This window comes from Synechococcus sp. BIOS-E4-1 (genome assembly GCF_014279995.1).
Lineage (GTDB): Bacteria > Cyanobacteriota > Cyanobacteriia > PCC-6307 > Cyanobiaceae > Synechococcus_C.
In genome coordinates this window covers 2,002,617-2,018,681 of the sequence record NZ_CP047935.1, presented here as the reverse complement: position 1 = coordinate 2,018,681, position 16,065 = coordinate 2,002,617, and the positions used below count along the sequence as shown (strand labels likewise).

Annotated in this window: 19 protein-coding genes; 10 read left to right on the top strand and 9 right to left on the bottom strand. The window is 47.5% G+C overall.

Annotation, left to right across the window (positions count from 1 at the left end; all coding sequences use genetic code 11):
* Positions 1–241: 241 nt before the first annotated feature.
* A complete protein-coding gene (locus SynBIOSE41_RS11010) occupies positions 242–634 on the bottom strand; it encodes a nuclear transport factor 2 family protein (protein WP_186537931.1) in 393 nt (130 codons plus the stop codon).
* Positions 635–2,630: 1,996 nt separating this feature from the next.
* Positions 2,631–2,867 carry a hypothetical protein gene (locus SynBIOSE41_RS11005; protein ID WP_186537930.1) on the bottom strand — a complete coding sequence of 79 codons (237 nt, stop codon included), beginning with the start codon at positions 2,865–2,867 and terminating at the stop codon, positions 2,631–2,633.
* Between the two features lie 478 nt (positions 2,868–3,345).
* On the opposite strand from SynBIOSE41_RS11005, the gene SynBIOSE41_RS11000 reads away from it, so the two are divergent.
* From SynBIOSE41_RS11000 to SynBIOSE41_RS10980, 5 genes are all read left to right on the top strand, one after another.
* Positions 3,346–3,813 carry a hypothetical protein gene (locus SynBIOSE41_RS11000; RefSeq protein ID WP_186537929.1) on the top strand — a complete coding sequence of 156 codons (468 nt, stop codon included), beginning with the start codon at positions 3,346–3,348 and terminating at the stop codon, positions 3,811–3,813.
* Positions 3,806–4,174, top strand: a complete 369-nt coding sequence (locus SynBIOSE41_RS10995; protein WP_186537928.1) for a hypothetical protein — start codon at positions 3,806–3,808, stop codon at positions 4,172–4,174. Before SynBIOSE41_RS11000 ends, SynBIOSE41_RS10995 begins: the two co-directional genes overlap by 8 nt.
* A gap of 5 nt (positions 4,175–4,179) precedes the next feature.
* Positions 4,180–4,407 (top strand): hypothetical protein, encoded by a 228-nt coding sequence (locus tag SynBIOSE41_RS10990; protein ID WP_186537927.1) that lies wholly within the window; start codon positions 4,180–4,182, stop codon positions 4,405–4,407.
* A gap of 1,381 nt (positions 4,408–5,788) precedes the next feature.
* Complete coding sequence (locus SynBIOSE41_RS10985; protein WP_255475721.1) at positions 5,789–5,992, top strand: hypothetical protein; 204 nt, start codon at positions 5,789–5,791, stop codon at positions 5,990–5,992.
* A 143-nt stretch (positions 5,993–6,135) separates the two neighbouring features.
* The gene (locus tag SynBIOSE41_RS10980) at positions 6,136–6,417 is read left to right on the top strand and encodes a hypothetical protein (RefSeq protein ID WP_067325263.1); all 282 of its coding nucleotides are present in this window, start codon (positions 6,136–6,138) and stop codon (positions 6,415–6,417) included.
* A 752-nt stretch (positions 6,418–7,169) separates the two neighbouring features.
* Here the strand turns inward: SynBIOSE41_RS10980 and SynBIOSE41_RS10975 are convergent.
* Together SynBIOSE41_RS10975 and SynBIOSE41_RS10970 are read right to left on the bottom strand one after the other, a co-directional pair.
* Positions 7,170–7,364, bottom strand: a complete 195-nt coding sequence (locus SynBIOSE41_RS10975) for a hypothetical protein (RefSeq protein ID WP_186537925.1) — start codon at positions 7,362–7,364, stop codon at positions 7,170–7,172.
* A 142-nt stretch (positions 7,365–7,506) separates the two neighbouring features.
* Positions 7,507–7,716, bottom strand: coding sequence for a hypothetical protein (locus tag SynBIOSE41_RS10970; protein WP_186537924.1), 210 nt, complete (start codon positions 7,714–7,716; stop codon positions 7,507–7,509).
* Between the two features lie 424 nt (positions 7,717–8,140).
* On the opposite strand from SynBIOSE41_RS10970, the gene SynBIOSE41_RS10965 reads away from it, so the two are divergent.
* Positions 8,141–9,193 carry a fatty acid desaturase gene (locus SynBIOSE41_RS10965; RefSeq protein WP_186537923.1) on the top strand — a complete coding sequence of 351 codons (1,053 nt, stop codon included), beginning with the start codon at positions 8,141–8,143 and terminating at the stop codon, positions 9,191–9,193.
* On the opposite strand, the gene SynBIOSE41_RS10960 is transcribed toward SynBIOSE41_RS10965, so the two are convergent.
* The 3 genes from SynBIOSE41_RS10960 to SynBIOSE41_RS18120 all read right to left on the bottom strand — a co-directional run bounded on the left by SynBIOSE41_RS10960 (position 9,179) and on the right by SynBIOSE41_RS18120 (position 10,763).
* Entirely contained in the window at positions 9,179–9,508 is a 330-nt protein-coding gene (locus tag SynBIOSE41_RS10960; RefSeq protein ID WP_186537922.1) for a hypothetical protein, read from the bottom strand. The genes SynBIOSE41_RS10965 and SynBIOSE41_RS10960 overlap by 15 nt on opposite strands.
* A 75-nt stretch (positions 9,509–9,583) precedes the next feature.
* Entirely contained in the window at positions 9,584–10,183 is a 600-nt protein-coding gene (locus tag SynBIOSE41_RS10955; RefSeq protein WP_186537921.1) for a class I SAM-dependent methyltransferase, read from the bottom strand.
* A gap of 445 nt (positions 10,184–10,628) precedes the next feature.
* Positions 10,629–10,763: a hypothetical protein gene (locus SynBIOSE41_RS18120; protein WP_255475720.1), complete on the bottom strand. Its 135-nt coding sequence runs from the start codon at positions 10,761–10,763 to the stop codon at positions 10,629–10,631.
* Between SynBIOSE41_RS18120 and SynBIOSE41_RS10950 the strand changes: the two genes are divergently transcribed.
* Positions 10,762–10,959, top strand: coding sequence for a hypothetical protein (locus SynBIOSE41_RS10950; RefSeq protein WP_186537920.1), 198 nt, complete (start codon positions 10,762–10,764; stop codon positions 10,957–10,959). The two genes, SynBIOSE41_RS18120 and SynBIOSE41_RS10950, sit on opposite strands and share 2 nt — an antisense overlap.
* 1,400 nt (positions 10,960–12,359) lie before the next feature.
* Here SynBIOSE41_RS10950 and SynBIOSE41_RS10945 read toward each other — a convergent pair.
* The gene (locus SynBIOSE41_RS10945) at positions 12,360–13,235 is read right to left on the bottom strand and encodes an alpha/beta fold hydrolase (protein ID WP_255475719.1); all 876 of its coding nucleotides are present in this window, start codon (positions 13,233–13,235) and stop codon (positions 12,360–12,362) included.
* A gap of 770 nt (positions 13,236–14,005) precedes the next feature.
* Between SynBIOSE41_RS10945 and SynBIOSE41_RS10940 the strand changes: the two genes are divergently transcribed.
* Positions 14,006–14,458 carry a hypothetical protein gene (locus tag SynBIOSE41_RS10940; protein ID WP_186537918.1) on the top strand — a complete coding sequence of 151 codons (453 nt, stop codon included), beginning with the start codon at positions 14,006–14,008 and terminating at the stop codon, positions 14,456–14,458.
* A 277-nt stretch (positions 14,459–14,735) separates the two neighbouring features.
* On the opposite strand, the gene SynBIOSE41_RS10935 is transcribed toward SynBIOSE41_RS10940, so the two are convergent.
* Positions 14,736–14,906: a hypothetical protein gene (locus SynBIOSE41_RS10935; RefSeq protein ID WP_186537917.1), complete on the bottom strand. Its 171-nt coding sequence runs from the start codon at positions 14,904–14,906 to the stop codon at positions 14,736–14,738.
* A gap of 562 nt (positions 14,907–15,468) precedes the next feature.
* Here SynBIOSE41_RS10935 and SynBIOSE41_RS10930 point away from each other — a divergent pair.
* On the top strand, positions 15,469–15,699 hold the full coding sequence (locus tag SynBIOSE41_RS10930) for a DUF1651 domain-containing protein (RefSeq protein ID WP_255475718.1): 231 nt from the start codon (positions 15,469–15,471) through the stop codon (positions 15,697–15,699).
* A gap of 28 nt (positions 15,700–15,727) precedes the next feature.
* Positions 15,728–15,997 carry a hypothetical protein gene (locus SynBIOSE41_RS10925; RefSeq protein ID WP_066905206.1) on the top strand — a complete coding sequence of 90 codons (270 nt, stop codon included), beginning with the start codon at positions 15,728–15,730 and terminating at the stop codon, positions 15,995–15,997.
* Positions 15,998–16,065: the final 68 nt, after the last annotated feature.

Here is a 16,065-nt window from a genome sequence, read left to right as displayed (position 1 = left end):
CGTTGAGACTATTTTTTCATATATAGGCTGTTGCAATGACTCATGAGCGGCCTGTATATCAGTACACGTGTTCTGATTATATGTTGGCCATTGAAGATCAAATCCTTGAATCCTTGAGTTGTTCGGTTTCATAAAATGCTTTTTTCTAATTTCGATCAAAACATCGATTGAAGAGCTTTGGTGCTCAACCATACAGTCGCAAGCATGATGTTGGCGGAGATGTTGATGTTTCAAGTGCAAGTTACTTGATAATCTTATTCACTAAAACATCATCAAAATATACTCGGACTTTGTCAAACACTATGCCATTAAACTCTAATATCCAAACGTACTGATTATTGTAAGGTTGCCCTTGTTTGGAAACAGCCTTTGATGTCATTTCCAGTACAGCAACGGAACCATCAATGATGACATTTTTTACTATCCATTGAATATCGCCATCCAAAGAGGATTTTAACCTTGATATCGCAGTATTGATAAAGTGAGTCCTCGACGAATAAATGCCACCAAGGACGCTTGAGCCTGTAATCACCCATTGAACATTTTCCGCCACATAATTGGCTAAAAATTCATCGATTGCTCCAACTTCAAGCAAATGAATGGCTTTATCTACATAATCACGAGTGAGCTGCATCGCTTCGAAGTAGAGGGAGAAGAGTGAATGGGCAGAATTTAGGAACGATTAGATCCTTCAGCTTTCGTTTCGGAGTTTCGAAATAAAGGGGTTCTGCCGTCATTGTGAAATTGGTGTAGTTATTCTTGTCTGAGTTTTCTGGTCATTGTCTACAACAGCGCTCTCTCATGTTACGTGATTATACAGGTATCCGCGGAGATTCATGTTCACTCTTGTTGGAACAGGCAATCAGAGGAGAATGGACTGACAGGGTGAAAATCAGCTTCACTGGTCCAGTCGTTTTTGCTATTTTTAAATAATTTTCAGTTGCTGATGTGCAGTTTTTAAAGATTTTGCTTAAAGTATAGTATAAAATATTTAGAACAAAAGCATTGTAGGAGCTATCGGTTGCGTTTGACTCTTTGACTTTTCCCTTGCCTTTGTCTCTTCAGCCTCAGATGATGCGTCGTGATTTCAATCAGCTCAGATGGTCGCCCTAGCTTCCGAGTTGGATATCCACCCAAAATTTACAGAAAGGTTCTCTCATGCTCTTGAGCCGGTGAGGACGGTTGCCTCAGATTCGAGATGTCATCAACTGCATTGAAGTATTGATGAAAAATCCATAGACCAATACCGTCGTTGCCTTTGTGGGGGTTCAAAGGTTGATCCTTGTGGGCATATTGTTTTGTTCCTCTCTCTTCAGTCATGAGATTTAACAGCAGAATATTTGCCTGAATATCAAAACACTCAACGATGAGGTGCAGGTTATAGTGTATACGAGTTGATTTACTTTATGGATCTTTTAATTGCTTTAGGTGTTCCCATTGTTCTGTTTCTTGGTCTAACCATCCTCTTTGTCATCGACGGTGTTCCTGACTGGGTCCTCAACTTCAATAATAAATACAGTAGTAAAACCTGGCTTTATGGCGTGATAGTTCTCAGCGTTGTTTCGTTACTAGTTGTTCTATTTAAGAAGTAAGATCTTGGCTTTCTCTTGACTACTTGCTCAAGCTGGAAGGACTACTCTGTTATTAATTTCATACAGATTCTTTCAGCAGGACCAGTGTGGCGTCGACGGATTGGATAGCTTCAAGCAATTTACCTGCAGCCCAATCGGTCTCATCAACAAAGGTGCTGGAATGAACACTCGTTAGCGATGAATGTTCAAGACATCGGACCTCGCTGCACCTATGAATGCCTCGCCCCCTTGCCTTGTTCTCAGACCGATCAGATCCCCGTGAGAGCAGCCTCGTGGCCATGGGTCTGCTGTGCTTCAAAATTTCCGAAGCTCTCCCTTTGAGGCAGAGAAAAGAAGGCGGTACCGCCGATGTCCGTCTCTTGAGGCATCAATCTGCAATCGTTGGAGGTCTGGTACCTCTCGATGCACACATCATTTTCCGTTCAACGTCTGAACAGATGACCGGCCTTACTGATCTCTGTGATTGTGGTTACAGGCTCAATGCTGCTGGCAGCTCGACTCAGCAGCCAGCACTTTTACGCAGCGCCATCTGGGATCACAGCGCTTAACCTTCATTTTCGGCGCCTGTGTGAGTACCGCTCGCCAATCAGCCGCTCAAGTTGGTGTATAGCCGCTTTTCTCAATTTTGAGACTGACGCTGCTCGATGGTGTGTAACGTCAGTTATTGACTCAGCGGGATTCTGTGTCCCACTTTCTGTCAACCTCAATCGGTCAGGGCTTTTCAGCTGATTACTTTGTTGTCATCAAGACAGCATCCATGGCGTCATGCATCCGATGCGTCCTTGCTCTAGGTGAGGGATTTGCATGCTGCAGCAGCAACAGTCACCTGACAACGCAATAGCAGCGATGCACAATTCATAGGTCTGTCGGAGCTTAATGAGCCCTACTTACCTGATCACAACCCCTGTTGAAGTCGACGTCCTCTGGAAAGTCAAAGCAGATTCTGAGGCAGCGGCCATTACGAACCTCTCTGCACATTGCACTGATCTCAAGAGAACACCCGATACCTTGACATTGGGGTCCATCACCAAGGGAATCTCATATCGAGGCCTGCCAGACGAAACGCAGAATATCCAACAGATGTCGATCCGTTTTGCGTCGGACAACCCCCATCGATGCGTTGTCTTTGACGAAATTGACGAAGACGAGAGCTGACTCGCAGAGATTGACGAGCTGGCTTATGAGCATTAGCCCCATCGCAATAAGTGATTTGACCCGTTCATCAGTTCTGGAAATCGATTTCAGCGGGCGTGGTGATGCACTGAGTGATTCCATTCTTGCAAGGCTTCACCACCTGGACTAATGGCTGTTCCGACTGTTTTTGCTTGATGTCCTGATCAGCATGAACTCTGTACTGGTAACCGTGTCGCTACTGGAATAGCCTGACTGTCGTGATCACTGGAGTTGCTTGCTCTTTTACTGCCTGATCTTGCATCATCTTTAAGCAACCCATGTTCTGATGTGGCTTGATGTGATTGACCACAAGTAAATGTTTTCGATCCGCTACAAAACCAGATCTACAGGCCGATCCTTTGGATTAGTGAGGGTTGGTTGAATCGCCTGTAATATTCATGAAGAACTTCCTTCACGATTTCTAGGGTTGGATTGATACTCATGATGCGCTAGTCCAGGACATGGGGAGTCGCAGGCAGCTACTTGCTGTTCACTGTCACGGCATTGATCCAAAGAGCTTCTCTGGATAGAGAAGAATCAGACAGCTTGTTTTTATTTCTTTATCAATTAGTCTGATCAGATGCAAAGCAGACAGCCACAAGACAATCGAGGATGGGAAGAAAAGTTCTATTCCATCAAGGACGACCTGATTGAGCACGCCAAGGATTATTCGAGATATGAAAGTGGGTTTTACTGGTATGATCATCAGCACTCAGGATTGTTTTTTATCTCGGCTAGGATGGTCGACAAATACAAGTTGCGAATGGTTTCTGATGACAACCTTGAACTCTGGATCAATGACTGTGGTTTAAATGATCATGATCGAGCAGAATGTTTGAGAAAATTTGCTTATGCAATTTATATTCACCATGCTGAAGCCTTTTCTATAACAAAGGATGGATTGGATTTTTCCAGCGGCACGTATACAAAAACGCCTCATGGCGAATGTTACTCATTGGAATTCGTTGCTTGGTTTAATGATGTTTCTGTCGAGCTACTCCAGGAAGGCGATGAAGACCTCAAAATTATCAGCTGGTGTGATGGCTGACATGTCAAACTGGTACCAATCAAAAAGCTTGATCGTGCAGGATCTTGTTGACATAATCTGTAAAAAGACTTGTTTTGTAGTTGATCAAAATGATATTGATGGTTTTCTTGTCATTCTTTCAAGCTACGATATTAGTACTGCGAAGCAATTTTTAGACTCATTTTTTGCTGAGTACGAGGGTGATGAAGGTGTCGTCTTGGAACAATTCGTCAAAGACTGGTGTGCTCTTGCTAAGGGCTGCCTGCCTAGAAAGTTGTTGAAGCAGCGAAGTCCCGAACAGCTCTGGCAGGAGATGATTCAGTTTGACTTTGATAAGACTGTATTCAACGGCAACACCTACTTTTTTAAAAAGCACTTTTAAATCGTATGACTGTACAGTCCAATCAGTATCTTATTCTTTTCTGGATTAAGGGCGAGGAGCGTCTTGATAGTGACCATTCAACGCTTCAGGATGCCAGGCAGAGGTTTGAATATCTGAAAGATAACTGGCAAGATGTTTTTCCAGAAGGTTTTGTTGCTATTGAGTTGACGGACCAGTATTTTGACCAAATCGATCAATTCAATCCTTTCCATGAAGGTTACGAACAGGCTTAACCGTCAGTGCTTAGTCAAGCATTATTATGTAAGGATGAGCAAGAATATATCGTAGTGCATGATTTGCTCTCTCAAGTGTGAAATTGATGTGTCCAAGCTTTCTCAAGGTGGATTTTGGGTATGTTAATTTCTTTCCGTCAACTACGTTGATGCCAATTTGTACTAAGGTCTGGCTAACACGAATGCAAATGTATCTAATTTTTGGCTGCCGACCTTTGTTCTTAATATCTTTCATGCCTTGATATGGCAGGAGCTTAATTTCAAGATGTTTTGATCAATGAAATTGCAATTCGCATAACACATAATGCTTGGAGGGCCTGTCCATTATTAGACAAATGGTCTTCGTGAAGAACAGTCAGTGTTTGAAGTTAATCCATGCGATATCTTTTCGATCATGTGAGCATCATTTGCGCATGCTTCAAAGTTTTCCATGCTTTGCAGGTTTATGTTGTTGATGTTTGAACTCTTTTCTCTGTGATACTGCTTTATTCGCAATACATTTACTCTAAATCGGGTGGTTCTGGCTTTGGGGCCATCCTCAGTTCAATAGGTGACCTATGACCTTCTCAAATTTCATTCCCCCTTTCATATAGAGAAGCACAACGCTTGAAATGATCATGGAGTTCACGATCAGGAAGGCTGAGATGACTCTGATTTCATTTTTCATCTCTCAATTTTCGCCGACTGGAGACTGCTGCTGTGGATTGAAAGCTGTTGTGATCTGGAAGAAAGTATCCTGAGACATTTTTCTCGCCGGATCTGGACCGTCTCTGTTCTCTGTCTTAGACCGCAGCTCGACTCTCTTTGCACATGTCCAAGTCTTCATGCTGTTTGTGGATGTCTGCTGATGGAGGTTGGCCTGTTGTTGATCTCTAAACCGCAAAGGAATGATCAATGCCCGTATCTGAAGGCACAGGTCAGTCGCTTTTAACCTGAGATTCCTATGGCCTTGCCTCATGAGCAGTACCGTTTTGCGGCTTGCCATGCTCTTCATCGCTTGATTGGTTCTGATTTCCTCTGTCGTTAGCCTTTGTCGCCTTCTCCTCTGGTTGTGCGTCCCCACCGATGACCTGCTGAGACATTCGCTTTTGATCACAGGCTTCTGCAGCGGATGTGTTCAAAAACCTGCTTTTCACCTGATGTCCTAGCCTCCTCGGTAATGCTTTGAAAGGGTTGTTGAGGTCAGTTTGAGGTCCGATGAAGGATTCAGAGGAAGTCTTGGCTTGCTTAGACCACCTCAGTTACAGCAACAGATCTTCGCTGAGGTCCAGGAGTCCTCTCGTCTTCGCTGGTTGCTTTGTGGAAAAATCCTGAATTCAGGAGCTTTGTAGGGGGTTACAGCCACTAACTCCTGAGCCTCGACCAGTCTGGAATTATGAGCATGACGCTTCAACTGGCTGTTGCACGTGGTACGGCCCGTGGTCTGATCAACGGCACAGCCGCTGCTGATTATGGCGACGTGATTTGTCTGAGGCAACTGCTCCTGCGTGAGGGTGAACATGGTCTTGCGACTGACCTGCTGGTGCTGGCCAAGGCCATGAGCCCTACAGCTGCTGAACTTTCTGAATATGGTCCAGCAGCATGACCGCAATCATTCCAATTGCCCGATAGCGCAGGTTGACTTCATTCGCGTCTTTGTCGTTTTGTCAAGTTAATAGGCTTCGATCCTTTCCCATGTGCAGACAGCTGCTGAGTTTGCTATGCATTGGGTGGTTGTAAGCAAGTTCAATGTCGGAGAATTCAGATCCCCAAACCGTTGATGTGACAGCGATTGTGGAAACTCATCCTCTCTTGGATGAAGATGATCTTCATGGAGGCGTCGCTGAAAGGCTGAAGCATTCCAAGGAGTTTGGAGCGCTCGTCTGGGATGCAACCAAGGATTATGTGCAAAAAATGAATCTCACTTCTGACGAAAAAGCTAACGTCAGTACTTGGTTGTCTTCAAAAAAAGATCGATTGCAAAAAACAATTGTTGAAAGGCTTCATAAGCTGCACCAGCACGATTCATAGTTGTTAAATGTTTTGTGTGTTCGGTTGACTGATGGTCGTGTAATTTGATCGATATCTTTTACTCCATCCATCAGTCGCTTTAAACAGCACCTTGGCCTTGGCTGCTTTTGAGTCGTTTTTTACTTAGGTGTCGTCAAAAGCGCTTGCCATTAGAAATAGATTTACTTCAACCGTTTCAATACTCCTGGTGTTCGGATCCATCGGCTTATCTGTTGGCTGAGAGTCCATTCATCCACGTTTTAGCCTCCTATGACGAACAGTGAATTGAAGAGGTTTAGATCAGTGGTTGTAGCATGCGATGTTGACCACTTTTTGCTCAGCGTCTCATCTCACAGTGTCTATCTCGTGACGATCCCTTACGAGGCTAACTTGCCATCAGATGATCGTTTTAACATTCCTGATTACACCATTCTCCTGCGTTGACGCTTTGATGCGCGACTGAGACAATCAGCTCTTGAGCAGCGGATCCAGGATGCAAAAGCGCTGAGATCTGAGTATCTACTCGAAGTGTGTTCTGCAATGAGGACCCTACACTGACCGATCGATGATCAAAGTCAGCTAGTACTATTAGAGCGTGAAATACTCGTTCGTAGATGTTCTGCAAAATCCTCAAATCGCAATTCTGCCAGTGACTTCAGTCTCGCTCAAGCTCAACTTTTTCAGCGTGACCCGAGAACGTTTATGACAAAGACCATATCAGATACTACCTAGTCGCACACTGATAATAGTTTCAATCAAAAATTCCGCTATTTTTAAGCGGCTGTTGCCTTCAAAGCATTATTTAGTTCAACTGAATGGTCATGTAGATCATTAAAGCGTTCTCCCTCTTCAATGGCGTACAGCTTGTAAAGAGCCATTGCTGCTTCATCCCATCGCTCCTGTTCAACAGCGTCAAGCATCTGTTGAAAAAAAAGCACGTTCACGACTTCAAGATCGAGTTTGTTCATCGAATCCCGATTTCTTCGGACAACTTATCGGAATTGAGCGTGGGATCCATAGCTCAAAGCGGTAGAGAGGTGGAAGATTTTGCTTGTTCTCCACACTGCTCTGCGTTGGTAGGTGCACGGTTGATGGTTTTTGCGAGCACTGTCACTGTTGGCAGCCATCGTTTTGAAGCTGCTGGGGTGAGGAAGCACCCCAGGCATCCGATTCGTTGTTGGTGCATTCCTGCTCTCGAATTTCGCTGAGTTCGCTTTGCTCGCCTTCGTTATCAGAGGCTTCTGCTACCAACACCCCCGCGAGCAGGGCGCTGACTACGACGATGATCACGCTGATTGCTCTCAAGGCTGTTTGCAGCATGTGATCCCAGCATGCTCTTTTTTCAGCTGTCTGTCTGGTTAACGGCTTGTTTTCAGCGGGTCATTGCTCGATCATCCACGCCTCTTGATCGGCTGGGTCTCTCGCCATCCTGAGCACCCTTGCTGTTCGGTGATCCTGGTGAGCGTACTTGAAGACGAGCGGACTCAAGACACACCTGCTGAAGGGCTGTCACACGGCAGATGTGCCTGCCCTCACTGCAATCTGTCCACTCAACCGCCCATCCATGCCCAAAGTGTCCTTCTCTGGTCCAAATGATCCAACATGATTGAGGAATTTTCGATAAGTTAACCTCGTCATTGCTCGACACAGAAAACCAAAATGCAACAATCATTTGAATAGTTCTGTCACCCGCGCCTCAAAATCAAAACCTGTACGAAGGGTTGATTTTGATCTGAAATCGTACATGGCCAGTGATGATCGCATTGCTGTATGGCAGATTTTTAATACTGTTCTTCCTTTAGTTGTTTGTGCGTACGCCTTTTGTGCAGTTACTTCTTCGTTTGATCTGAAGTCGATATTAATCGCACCTTTGTTGTTTGTCCTCATTGTACTTCTGATGAGTCGAAGCTTCTCTTTGATGCACGACTGTGGTCATCATAGTTTGTTCCGCTCGAAGTATGTCAATCGTATTGTTGCATTTGGGCTCAGCATTATTCATGGAATTCCTCATCATCCATGGTCGCGAGGTCATGCGTTTCATCACAAATATAACGGCAATTGGGATCGCTACAGAGGTCCTTCTGCCTTGACTACACGTGAGCAATACGAATCAAAGAAATCAGGGGCCAAGTTTTTCTATCAAATTTTGCGTCATCCATTATTGCTTTTCCCTGGAGGTTTTTATTACCTTATTTTAAAGCCCAGAATAGCGTTGCTTCTGGGCTTTTTTGAATGTTTGCTTGCAACTCTTCAAAAGTTGTTTCATGCGCTTTCTAAAGGTGAATTTGTGAACATTTTTTCAATAATCAACAGTCATCAATCCAGTTTCTTTTATACGAGGGGCGAGGTTTATGACACCATTGCCAACTCAGCCATTCTTTTCACCTGCTGGTGGTTGATTGGAGGTGCTATTGGCCATTGGCATTTCTGGCTTCTCTATGTCTGTGTGATGAGTTCCAGTGCCGCCTTGATGATCGCTGTTTTCTTTGTTCAGCATAACTTTCCTGGATCTTATGCCAGCAATGAGGAGGATTGGAGCTATTTCAAGGGAGCTATCGAAGGCTCATCTTTTCTTCAGCTTCCGCCAGTCCTGGATTGGTTCACAGCTGACATCGCCTATCATCATATTCATCATCTTTCTGAGCGAATTCCTAACTATCGTCTGCGTGATTGCCATTATGCCAATCTTCACTTGCTAGCAGATGTTAAGCCTCTTTATTTGCATCAAATTCCTGCCTGTTTTTCTCTGATTCTTTGGGATAATGTAAACCTTGAATTGGTTTCAACTGGGATGTGAGTTGTTGGTTGGATTTTTAGGCTGAGGGATCAGCGTCGTCGGCCCAGGAGGTTCGTCACTGAGTTGCACTTCGACACCGTTTAGAACGAGGCATTGTGCTATCAGGGCGCGGAATCCGTCAATCGGAAGTAGTAAATACTGTGCGGCTTCCCTTGGATCTTGTTGCATGATTTTAATTGTTTTGGTGATATCTAAATTGGCCGCTTTGCGCAAATGATCCTGGAACCAGCTTTCAGGTGTTTTTATGCTGCGACTCGAAAAACCCATCGTTGACTGGATCTCCGTTAGCTCTCTTCTCCAGATATAAACCCCCACGATGCAGTCATTTGCTACCTCATGCCATGGCTGAAAATGATTGAATTTCTTATGGTTAAATAAAAATGTAGGTCCTTACTTGAACTCAGCTCCTTGTCGTGTACTGACCCAGAGTCTTGAAAACAATCCCTGATAAAGCTGAAGTGCAGGTGTCAGCTCCTCTGAGGAAAGCACTGATGAGACCCGGTTTGAATCAATTGAGAACACGTCCTTGTTTCGGCTGCTGCGTATGGTTTCGATCCGATCATCGCTGAGATCACGGTCGCGAAGACGCTGAAGGCCAATGTCCATCATCTGTTGTGCTGTGTTCTGCTCAGAGGGCTCGCTGTAACCGCTAAGGAGCAGTAAGCCATTGAGCGCTGTGCATCGAGCCAGCAATCGCAGCAGGCTCACCTGCTTGTTGGCTTCATACAAGTGCAGCACGTTGTGACACACCACAAGATCCCACCCGATTGGTTCGAGGGATCTCAATGTTTGTTGATTGAGCTCTTCCTGGATCAAAATGCATCGTGCTCTGCCCGCATGGTCGGCGATGGCTTCCCGACAGAACAAGAGCATCTGCTGGCTTGGTTCCAGGATTGTTAGCTCTGCCTCTGGACAGGTGTTCAGTAAGTCGGGAAGCTGTTCTCCTGGCCCCGGACCTACCACAAGGACCCGAGTGGCTTGAGGGGCCATAATATACATCGCTGCCAGTGCAATCTCGTGAAGGGTGTCATAACCCGGTATTGAATGACGAATACTTTTGCGATAAGACTGTCCGTATTGTCCTTCGACATTAAGTGCGGTCATTTTTTTGCTGTGATTTCGGGTTTAAATGAGTAGCTTTTGATGTTTCGTTACTGCACTTTATCGTTGCAAGTGCCTGCTGATACCCAGCAAATGTGAGTTTTAAGCGCTTATTTGCTGCGATTATTGACCCAATAACGCTCTGCTTTCATTGCTTTTGATCTAGGTATTGGTGGTTCGTTTGCCTTTTCTGTGGATAAACAGTTTGCTTTTTGCCGATGCTTCCAGCTGGAGAGCATTGATTTCGGGAGCTTGTTTCCTGTTATCAAGGTTTGACCAATCTCCAACACGGCTCTTAGCTAAGAATTTGGTTTCAGCATGGCTCTTTCACTTTTCAAAGTTTGGCGGTTTCTGCTTTGTTGGCCGATGAGGCATTGGTGTTGAGTGCTTCACGGCCATTCAATCGCCAAGCCTGCTTGCGTTGTTTTTCATAAAGTGCCAGAACAGAAACAGTTGTATTGGACTCCATGGCGTCAAGCCCTGGCCAGCAAACACCTGTTGATTTTCAGACCAGAGTGATCATGTTTACAGGTGTTGTAGCTGGACTGAGCTGTCTGATGGTTGTGATCACCGGTGGCTTCATCACTGCAACAGCAGTCAAAAAGGGACTGCAACAAGTGCCTGTTGAAGCTCCCATTCCTTTGCATGATTCACAGCTTCCGTAACGGCAACGACCTGGCTCAGAGGCTGCAGTTTTGATTGCATCAGACAGACTTGATGTTCAAGGATCGTCTTGATGACGCGTGGTTTGATCAGCATCCCCAGTACGCAGAGTGGCTGATCAATCTTCAGAAAGGTCTGATTATCCCAATCAGGCCAGTCACTTCCATACACCACGCTGACAGCGTTTCTGAGTGTTTTTCGCGGTCACCAGTTCTGGTTCTCCAGTTTGTCAACAGATGATGCTGCACTATCTCGGAATTGAGCTGTGGATTCATTTGCAGCAAATCGGTTGGATTCTCTGCTCATCGCAGCAGTGCTGACTTTGCGGAAAGAGGGAGTGTGACGTCTCCCTCCCCCCAACGTTCATGAGTCGGCTGCTCGACTTGCCTCCCATGACACCATTCAACGTATCAAACCGCACACGTTTTCGCATGGGTTCGGCTGCTTAGGCTTCCGGAGCCTGCTCAGGAAGCCTGTCAGGAGAGGGTTTGTTGGCTGTGTTGATAAGTCGATGACAGTTTTCGCGAACGGCGTTGATCAGGCTCTTTAGCAGCTGAAAACCGCAGCCTTTGCTCTAACGCGTGAGGCTTTAATTAAGCCACAGGTCAAGGGCCGGGCACTGCGCCGCTGACAGTGCCAGAGCCAGCTGGTCTTGCACAGGTTGTTGTTTGCCGGCATGAAAACCTGCAGCCCTCATTGATCAGTGTTCGAAGTTCCGGTCTTCTGAGATCAACTGTTCACTTCAGAGTCAAGATGCATGACCCGATCGCGGATTGACGCTTGCACCAGGACGAACGATGCGTCCGCCAATGCCGATCCAAAGCGATGCTTCTTTGGCGTTTCTCGCTGACCTGTCAAAGAGTATTCACCAGCTCTGCTGATTTGAAAACAGACAGCTTCCTTTGGTTGTCGTTGTTGAGTGCTTGCACTTTGGGAAGGTAGGAGGCCATAACATCCAGAAATTCTTGGGGTCTGTTCGGCATTGGCTCCAAGGATTGCCACAACATCTGACCAGATGCCGTTACCAGCGAGTCTGTTTCTCGAAAAGCCGCGACTTGTGTTTGACTCAAAAAGCAGCTGTCAGCTGCTCAGCCAACGATTGAGAGAGCAATGTTGACAAGGGCCAGTCCACCCAAAAAGAAAGCCGCTAGCAGAGAGGATTCGGGGAAGAATTTGGCCAATGCCAGCCCGGCTCCCATGAATGTGGATGAAACCAGAATTGCCGTGACATCAACGGGCATCTGAACGGGAGCTCTAAGCAGTGCTTTTTAACAGAAGATGAGATTTTTTAAGGTCACCTGCAACGCAACAGGCGATCATCTGGCTTTTGGTTTGGCGCACGACTACCGAGCCAGCAGATCAAGGCGGTGTTTTCGGCCAGAGCGTGAAACAGGCCCAACGCTCACTGCCCCCGCCCAGATCCGTCGCTGGAACGATGTGCTGACCGTTGGAGCGTTGTGATCCATTCCCGGACGCTGTTGACGCATTCCTCAGTGGATTCATAGGGAAGAACGTTCCTGCCAGTGATGGTGCTGATCGAGGCGTTGGGCAGCTTTTCCCTGTAGGTCGCAAGTCGCTCCTCGAGATCATCCCAGTTCCTGGATGAACCGATCCCGGTTGTGTTGATGCCGAAGAGGATCTGAACAGGAATGTTCAACCCGGTCAGCTGCGGTTCCCAGTTGCGTCGCCAGAATCCCGCAAGGAATGAATACACAGCCCAGCGGGTGTCCATCGCTCGTGAGCCCCGTTTGAGCATCTCCAGCCATTCATCATCAACCGACTCAGGGCGAGCAAACAAATTTTTTCTGGAAAAGCCGTCCAGAAATCTGCGACGCCTTGCATAGCGGTAAAACAAGTTGCCGATGAGTCCATCAAACAAGATGCGCCAAAGCCAACGTGCTCTGCTTTGTGGAAACTCCTGCGTTAGAACCCGCCAGCCCGGCGGGCTAATCGCCACCAAGCCACTCACCAACTCGGGAGCGTTGGCCGCAATGGCCAGGGCAATGGGCAGAGACGCTCCCTGGGAGACCAGTACGACAGGTTCTTTGGCTCGCTCTCGAAGCAGATGAATGAGCGGCTCAGCCCAGTCTTCAGGTGTCAGTGGCCGTGCTGGGCATGGTGCTGTTCCGCAGCCGAGCAAATCGGGATTGAGTAAGACGGGAGTTCTCTTTTCGCTTTGCCATAACGCCACGAATCGATCCCAGAACCGCGAAGACAGACCAACGCCAATCGGATGAACGAGTAGCAGCTGCTGTTCAGCTGATGTGTTGCTGGCCAACTTCACAGGCAACGATGGGGACCTTGATTGTGATGAATAGAAGCACTGAGCGCGACGGCAGCTTTCATCCAACGAGCTTTTGGGTTGATCCATGACTTGGTGGCGTCGTCCGCCTGAGACGATCCTGCCTGCAGCAATTGCGACGGCTCATGAGCCATTGCAGGTCAGGTTCAGCACCCGGGTCTCTCTTTCCCATCCCGAGTCGCCTGGGAACGCATATTTCGCCATAAATGCCCTCAGCTGAATGGGTGAGAACATCGCGGACTAACACCATGGAAGGCTGATGGAAACTTGAACGCAATAGATGAAGTCAATCGACTCTTATTGACCCTGTTCATCGTCATGGAGTCCACTGGGGGGGGGGGGATTTTTGGTTACATTTAATAGGGTCTTTTGATTAAACCATCGGCATAGATCGCATTGTTGAAAAATCTTCTGCATTCCAGATTTGTTGATTTGGCTTTTTGCAGGTATCAAGATCTCTCGCTCAGGGTGTTGCTCGGACAGTGCGCGCACCCTGCTTATTTCGCCTGGTTGATTGAGTTTGGGTATGTCCTTGAATGCAAGAAGAAGTTCAGAAGTTCGAGCCTTTGCTTTGAAAAATGATGCTGTCTGCGTCTAAGCAGTTCGGTCTGTCTTCCAGCTTTCTCCAAACGTGAAGCAAGCTGATCTGGTCGGCCAGCCTGAATGTTGTGAGAGGGGTTGAAACCCTACAGCGAGGAATTAAAACCCTGGCCATTCTGGATGGATGATGATTGCAGGTGAGTCGGATGACCGTCGCGCCCACCGATTTCAGAGAGGCCCATCAGAGGGTATGGGCCCTCATCGAGTCTGGACTTGAATCGAATTCCAGTTGGCGCCAGATGTTTGTCGACTATGGCCTGCTTGCCACGGTTGGCTTTGATCCGCCTTTTGCCGAGGATGACGACAAGGTTCGAGAGCTGGCAGAGCAGCTCAACCTCTCTGCGGAGGTCGTGGTTGGTGAGCTTCTTTATTTCATCCGTCAGAACTGCTTATGGAGCACTGATGAGCTGGTTGCAGATATGGACAGGGCTCTGAAGGTTCTTGTCGACAATGGAAGCCCTTTGGAGGTCGTGGACGGTCTGCTCGACTTTTCTCCGTACGGGAAGCGCCCTGACGTTTTACGAGCCTTACGAACAGCCGCGACGAAGCGAGATGATGCTGGGGCTTTTCAGAAGGTCTTGTCTGCGTTTGAGCAATAAAGCTGTTGGTGGCGCTGCAGAGGCACTGCGACACCATTCGACGGCAGTGATCGCTACCTATCCACGCTGCCTTGGAAACAAGTTTGTTTCCATCTGAGCATGTTGTTGATTGTCTTGGAGGGTTTCATGGGCAATGGACCTGCGCTCCGTTGACGTCTCTGATCAAGACTTGCGAAGCAACCTTGCTGATTCGGGTTGGCTGGAGTCCGCTGCCAGCTGTTTGATTGTGGAACCTGATGAAGTAACAAATGAACTGGCATTCATTTTCAGGCTTCAGTTACAGCATTTGCAGGAGCTCTTGCCCTGTTAGAGGTGACTTGGACTTGAGCTCAGGCGGTTTGGCCAGTACCAGGCTGGATCGTCCTGCCTGGTTCTGGTCGGCGATCCGTTTCAGCAGGGCGACCACCTTTGAGGTGTTGATTTCAGTGATCAGTCGACTCGGATCCACTGAGGTGCAATTTCTTTGATGGCGAGGGATCAGAGTCAAATGCAAAAGTCGGCTTCGGATTTTTACCTCTGATCGCAGCACTTTGCAGGGGTTGGTTGTGGCAATACTCCTGAAGCCCAGAGGCAATGCTGCTCCATGAGCTGATGCAATCCATGGAGGCTGCTCAATCGCTGATGCTCTCTGGGGCTCTCGATGAAAGCCTGTTCAGATAGACCGAATTCTCTCCATGTTTGATCTCCACGGCAGGCATTGACGCCGTCGTGGACCATCGCCGTTTGAAGCCTGGTGAAGTGGAACTGGATTGGGGTTCAGTGGCGGAGTCTGGCTGATCGTTTGCTTTGGGCCTGAGCCAGTCATCACGGTTTCAGCTCTGAGGCCTGTGGATCCTGATCTGCAACGTCCTTAACGGACTTGTTGTGGCGTAGTCGCGTATGCCAATGGCCGACTCGCACCTCACTCTCCCCGGTGGTGCGGTGGCTCTCTCTTTGTACTTATTTGTACTTGGCTGGGCATCAGGCGGTACGAGCCTCTATCGATAAGGACAAGACTTCAGCAAGTAACTATGTCTGATGCCTGGCTGGAAGACCCTAAGACTCATTGGGCGATGAGGTTCCACCAGCAATCCAAAACTCTTGACGGAGATGTCCAGGTCGTCGTGGAAAACGGCAGACCCATGCCTCACAGCCAGCCTGCTCTGATCAAGTCACGCATTCATATGGCCTATGACGACGCTGTGTCTCTCTATGAGGAGCTGCAGCAGATTGGCTGGATGCACTGTCCCGCTTTCTGGTGAGCCTCTCGGGCGGCCAGTCAACCAACCAATGACGACGGATCCCATCTCTGCTGTTTTGGAAGGAGTCTTGCTCGGAGCCGAGGATCTGGAAGGCAACCATCCCTGGAAGGCCAGCACGGAGCAAATCATCAGTGCCTGTACACGTCTTGTTGAGGACTACGGCATCAGGCTGCAAGGGAGGGGTAGAGATTGCAGCGATTCAAGGTTCCAGCTTGGCGGTGACGATGAATTTCGGTATTCAGATCACGAAGACGACGATGGAAATCCTGTTGTATTGATTGAGGTGGCAGAGAGCTGAGCTTCCATCTCACAGCACAGCAAGTTCTCTAAGGCGGCTGCGTGACCATACCCCTAACAATCTGTATT

Excerpts from the sequence above, each read along its gene's own strand:
- SynBIOSE41_RS11005 (WP_186537930.1), bottom strand. The coding sequence starts at position 2,867 with ATGGAATCACTCAGTGCATCACCACGCCCGCTGAAATCGATTTCCAGA.
- SynBIOSE41_RS11000 (WP_186537929.1), top strand. The coding sequence starts at position 3,346 with ATGCAAAGCAGACAGCCACAAGACAATCGAGGATGGGAAGAAAAGTTC.
- SynBIOSE41_RS10995 (WP_186537928.1), top strand. The coding sequence starts at position 3,806 with ATGGCTGACATGTCAAACTGGTACCAATCAAAAAGCTTGATCGTGCAG.
- SynBIOSE41_RS10955 (WP_186537921.1), bottom strand. The coding sequence starts at position 10,183 with ATGGCCCCTCAAGCCACTCGGGTCCTTGTGGTAGGTCCGGGGCCAGGA.
- SynBIOSE41_RS10970 (WP_186537924.1), bottom strand. The coding sequence starts at position 7,716 with ATGCTGCAAACAGCCTTGAGAGCAATCAGCGTGATCATCGTCGTAGTC.
- SynBIOSE41_RS11010 (WP_186537931.1), bottom strand. The coding sequence starts at position 634 with ATGCAGCTCACTCGTGATTATGTAGATAAAGCCATTCATTTGCTTGAA.
- SynBIOSE41_RS10940 (WP_186537918.1), top strand. The coding sequence starts at position 14,006 with ATGACCGTCGCGCCCACCGATTTCAGAGAGGCCCATCAGAGGGTATGG.
- SynBIOSE41_RS10985 (WP_255475721.1), top strand. The coding sequence starts at position 5,789 with ATGACGCTTCAACTGGCTGTTGCACGTGGTACGGCCCGTGGTCTGATC.
- SynBIOSE41_RS18120 (WP_255475720.1), bottom strand. The coding sequence starts at position 10,763 with ATGGAGTCCAATACAACTGTTTCTGTTCTGGCACTTTATGAAAAACAA.
- SynBIOSE41_RS10930 (WP_255475718.1), top strand. The coding sequence starts at position 15,469 with ATGTCTGATGCCTGGCTGGAAGACCCTAAGACTCATTGGGCGATGAGG.
- SynBIOSE41_RS10975 (WP_186537925.1), bottom strand. The coding sequence starts at position 7,364 with ATGAACAAACTCGATCTTGAAGTCGTGAACGTGCTTTTTTTTCAACAG.
- SynBIOSE41_RS10980 (WP_067325263.1), top strand. The coding sequence starts at position 6,136 with ATGTCGGAGAATTCAGATCCCCAAACCGTTGATGTGACAGCGATTGTG.
- SynBIOSE41_RS10990 (WP_186537927.1), top strand. The coding sequence starts at position 4,180 with ATGACTGTACAGTCCAATCAGTATCTTATTCTTTTCTGGATTAAGGGC.
- SynBIOSE41_RS10965 (WP_186537923.1), top strand. The coding sequence starts at position 8,141 with ATGGCCAGTGATGATCGCATTGCTGTATGGCAGATTTTTAATACTGTT.
- SynBIOSE41_RS10925 (WP_066905206.1), top strand. The coding sequence starts at position 15,728 with ATGACGACGGATCCCATCTCTGCTGTTTTGGAAGGAGTCTTGCTCGGA.
- SynBIOSE41_RS10950 (WP_186537920.1), top strand. The coding sequence starts at position 10,762 with ATGGCGTCAAGCCCTGGCCAGCAAACACCTGTTGATTTTCAGACCAGA.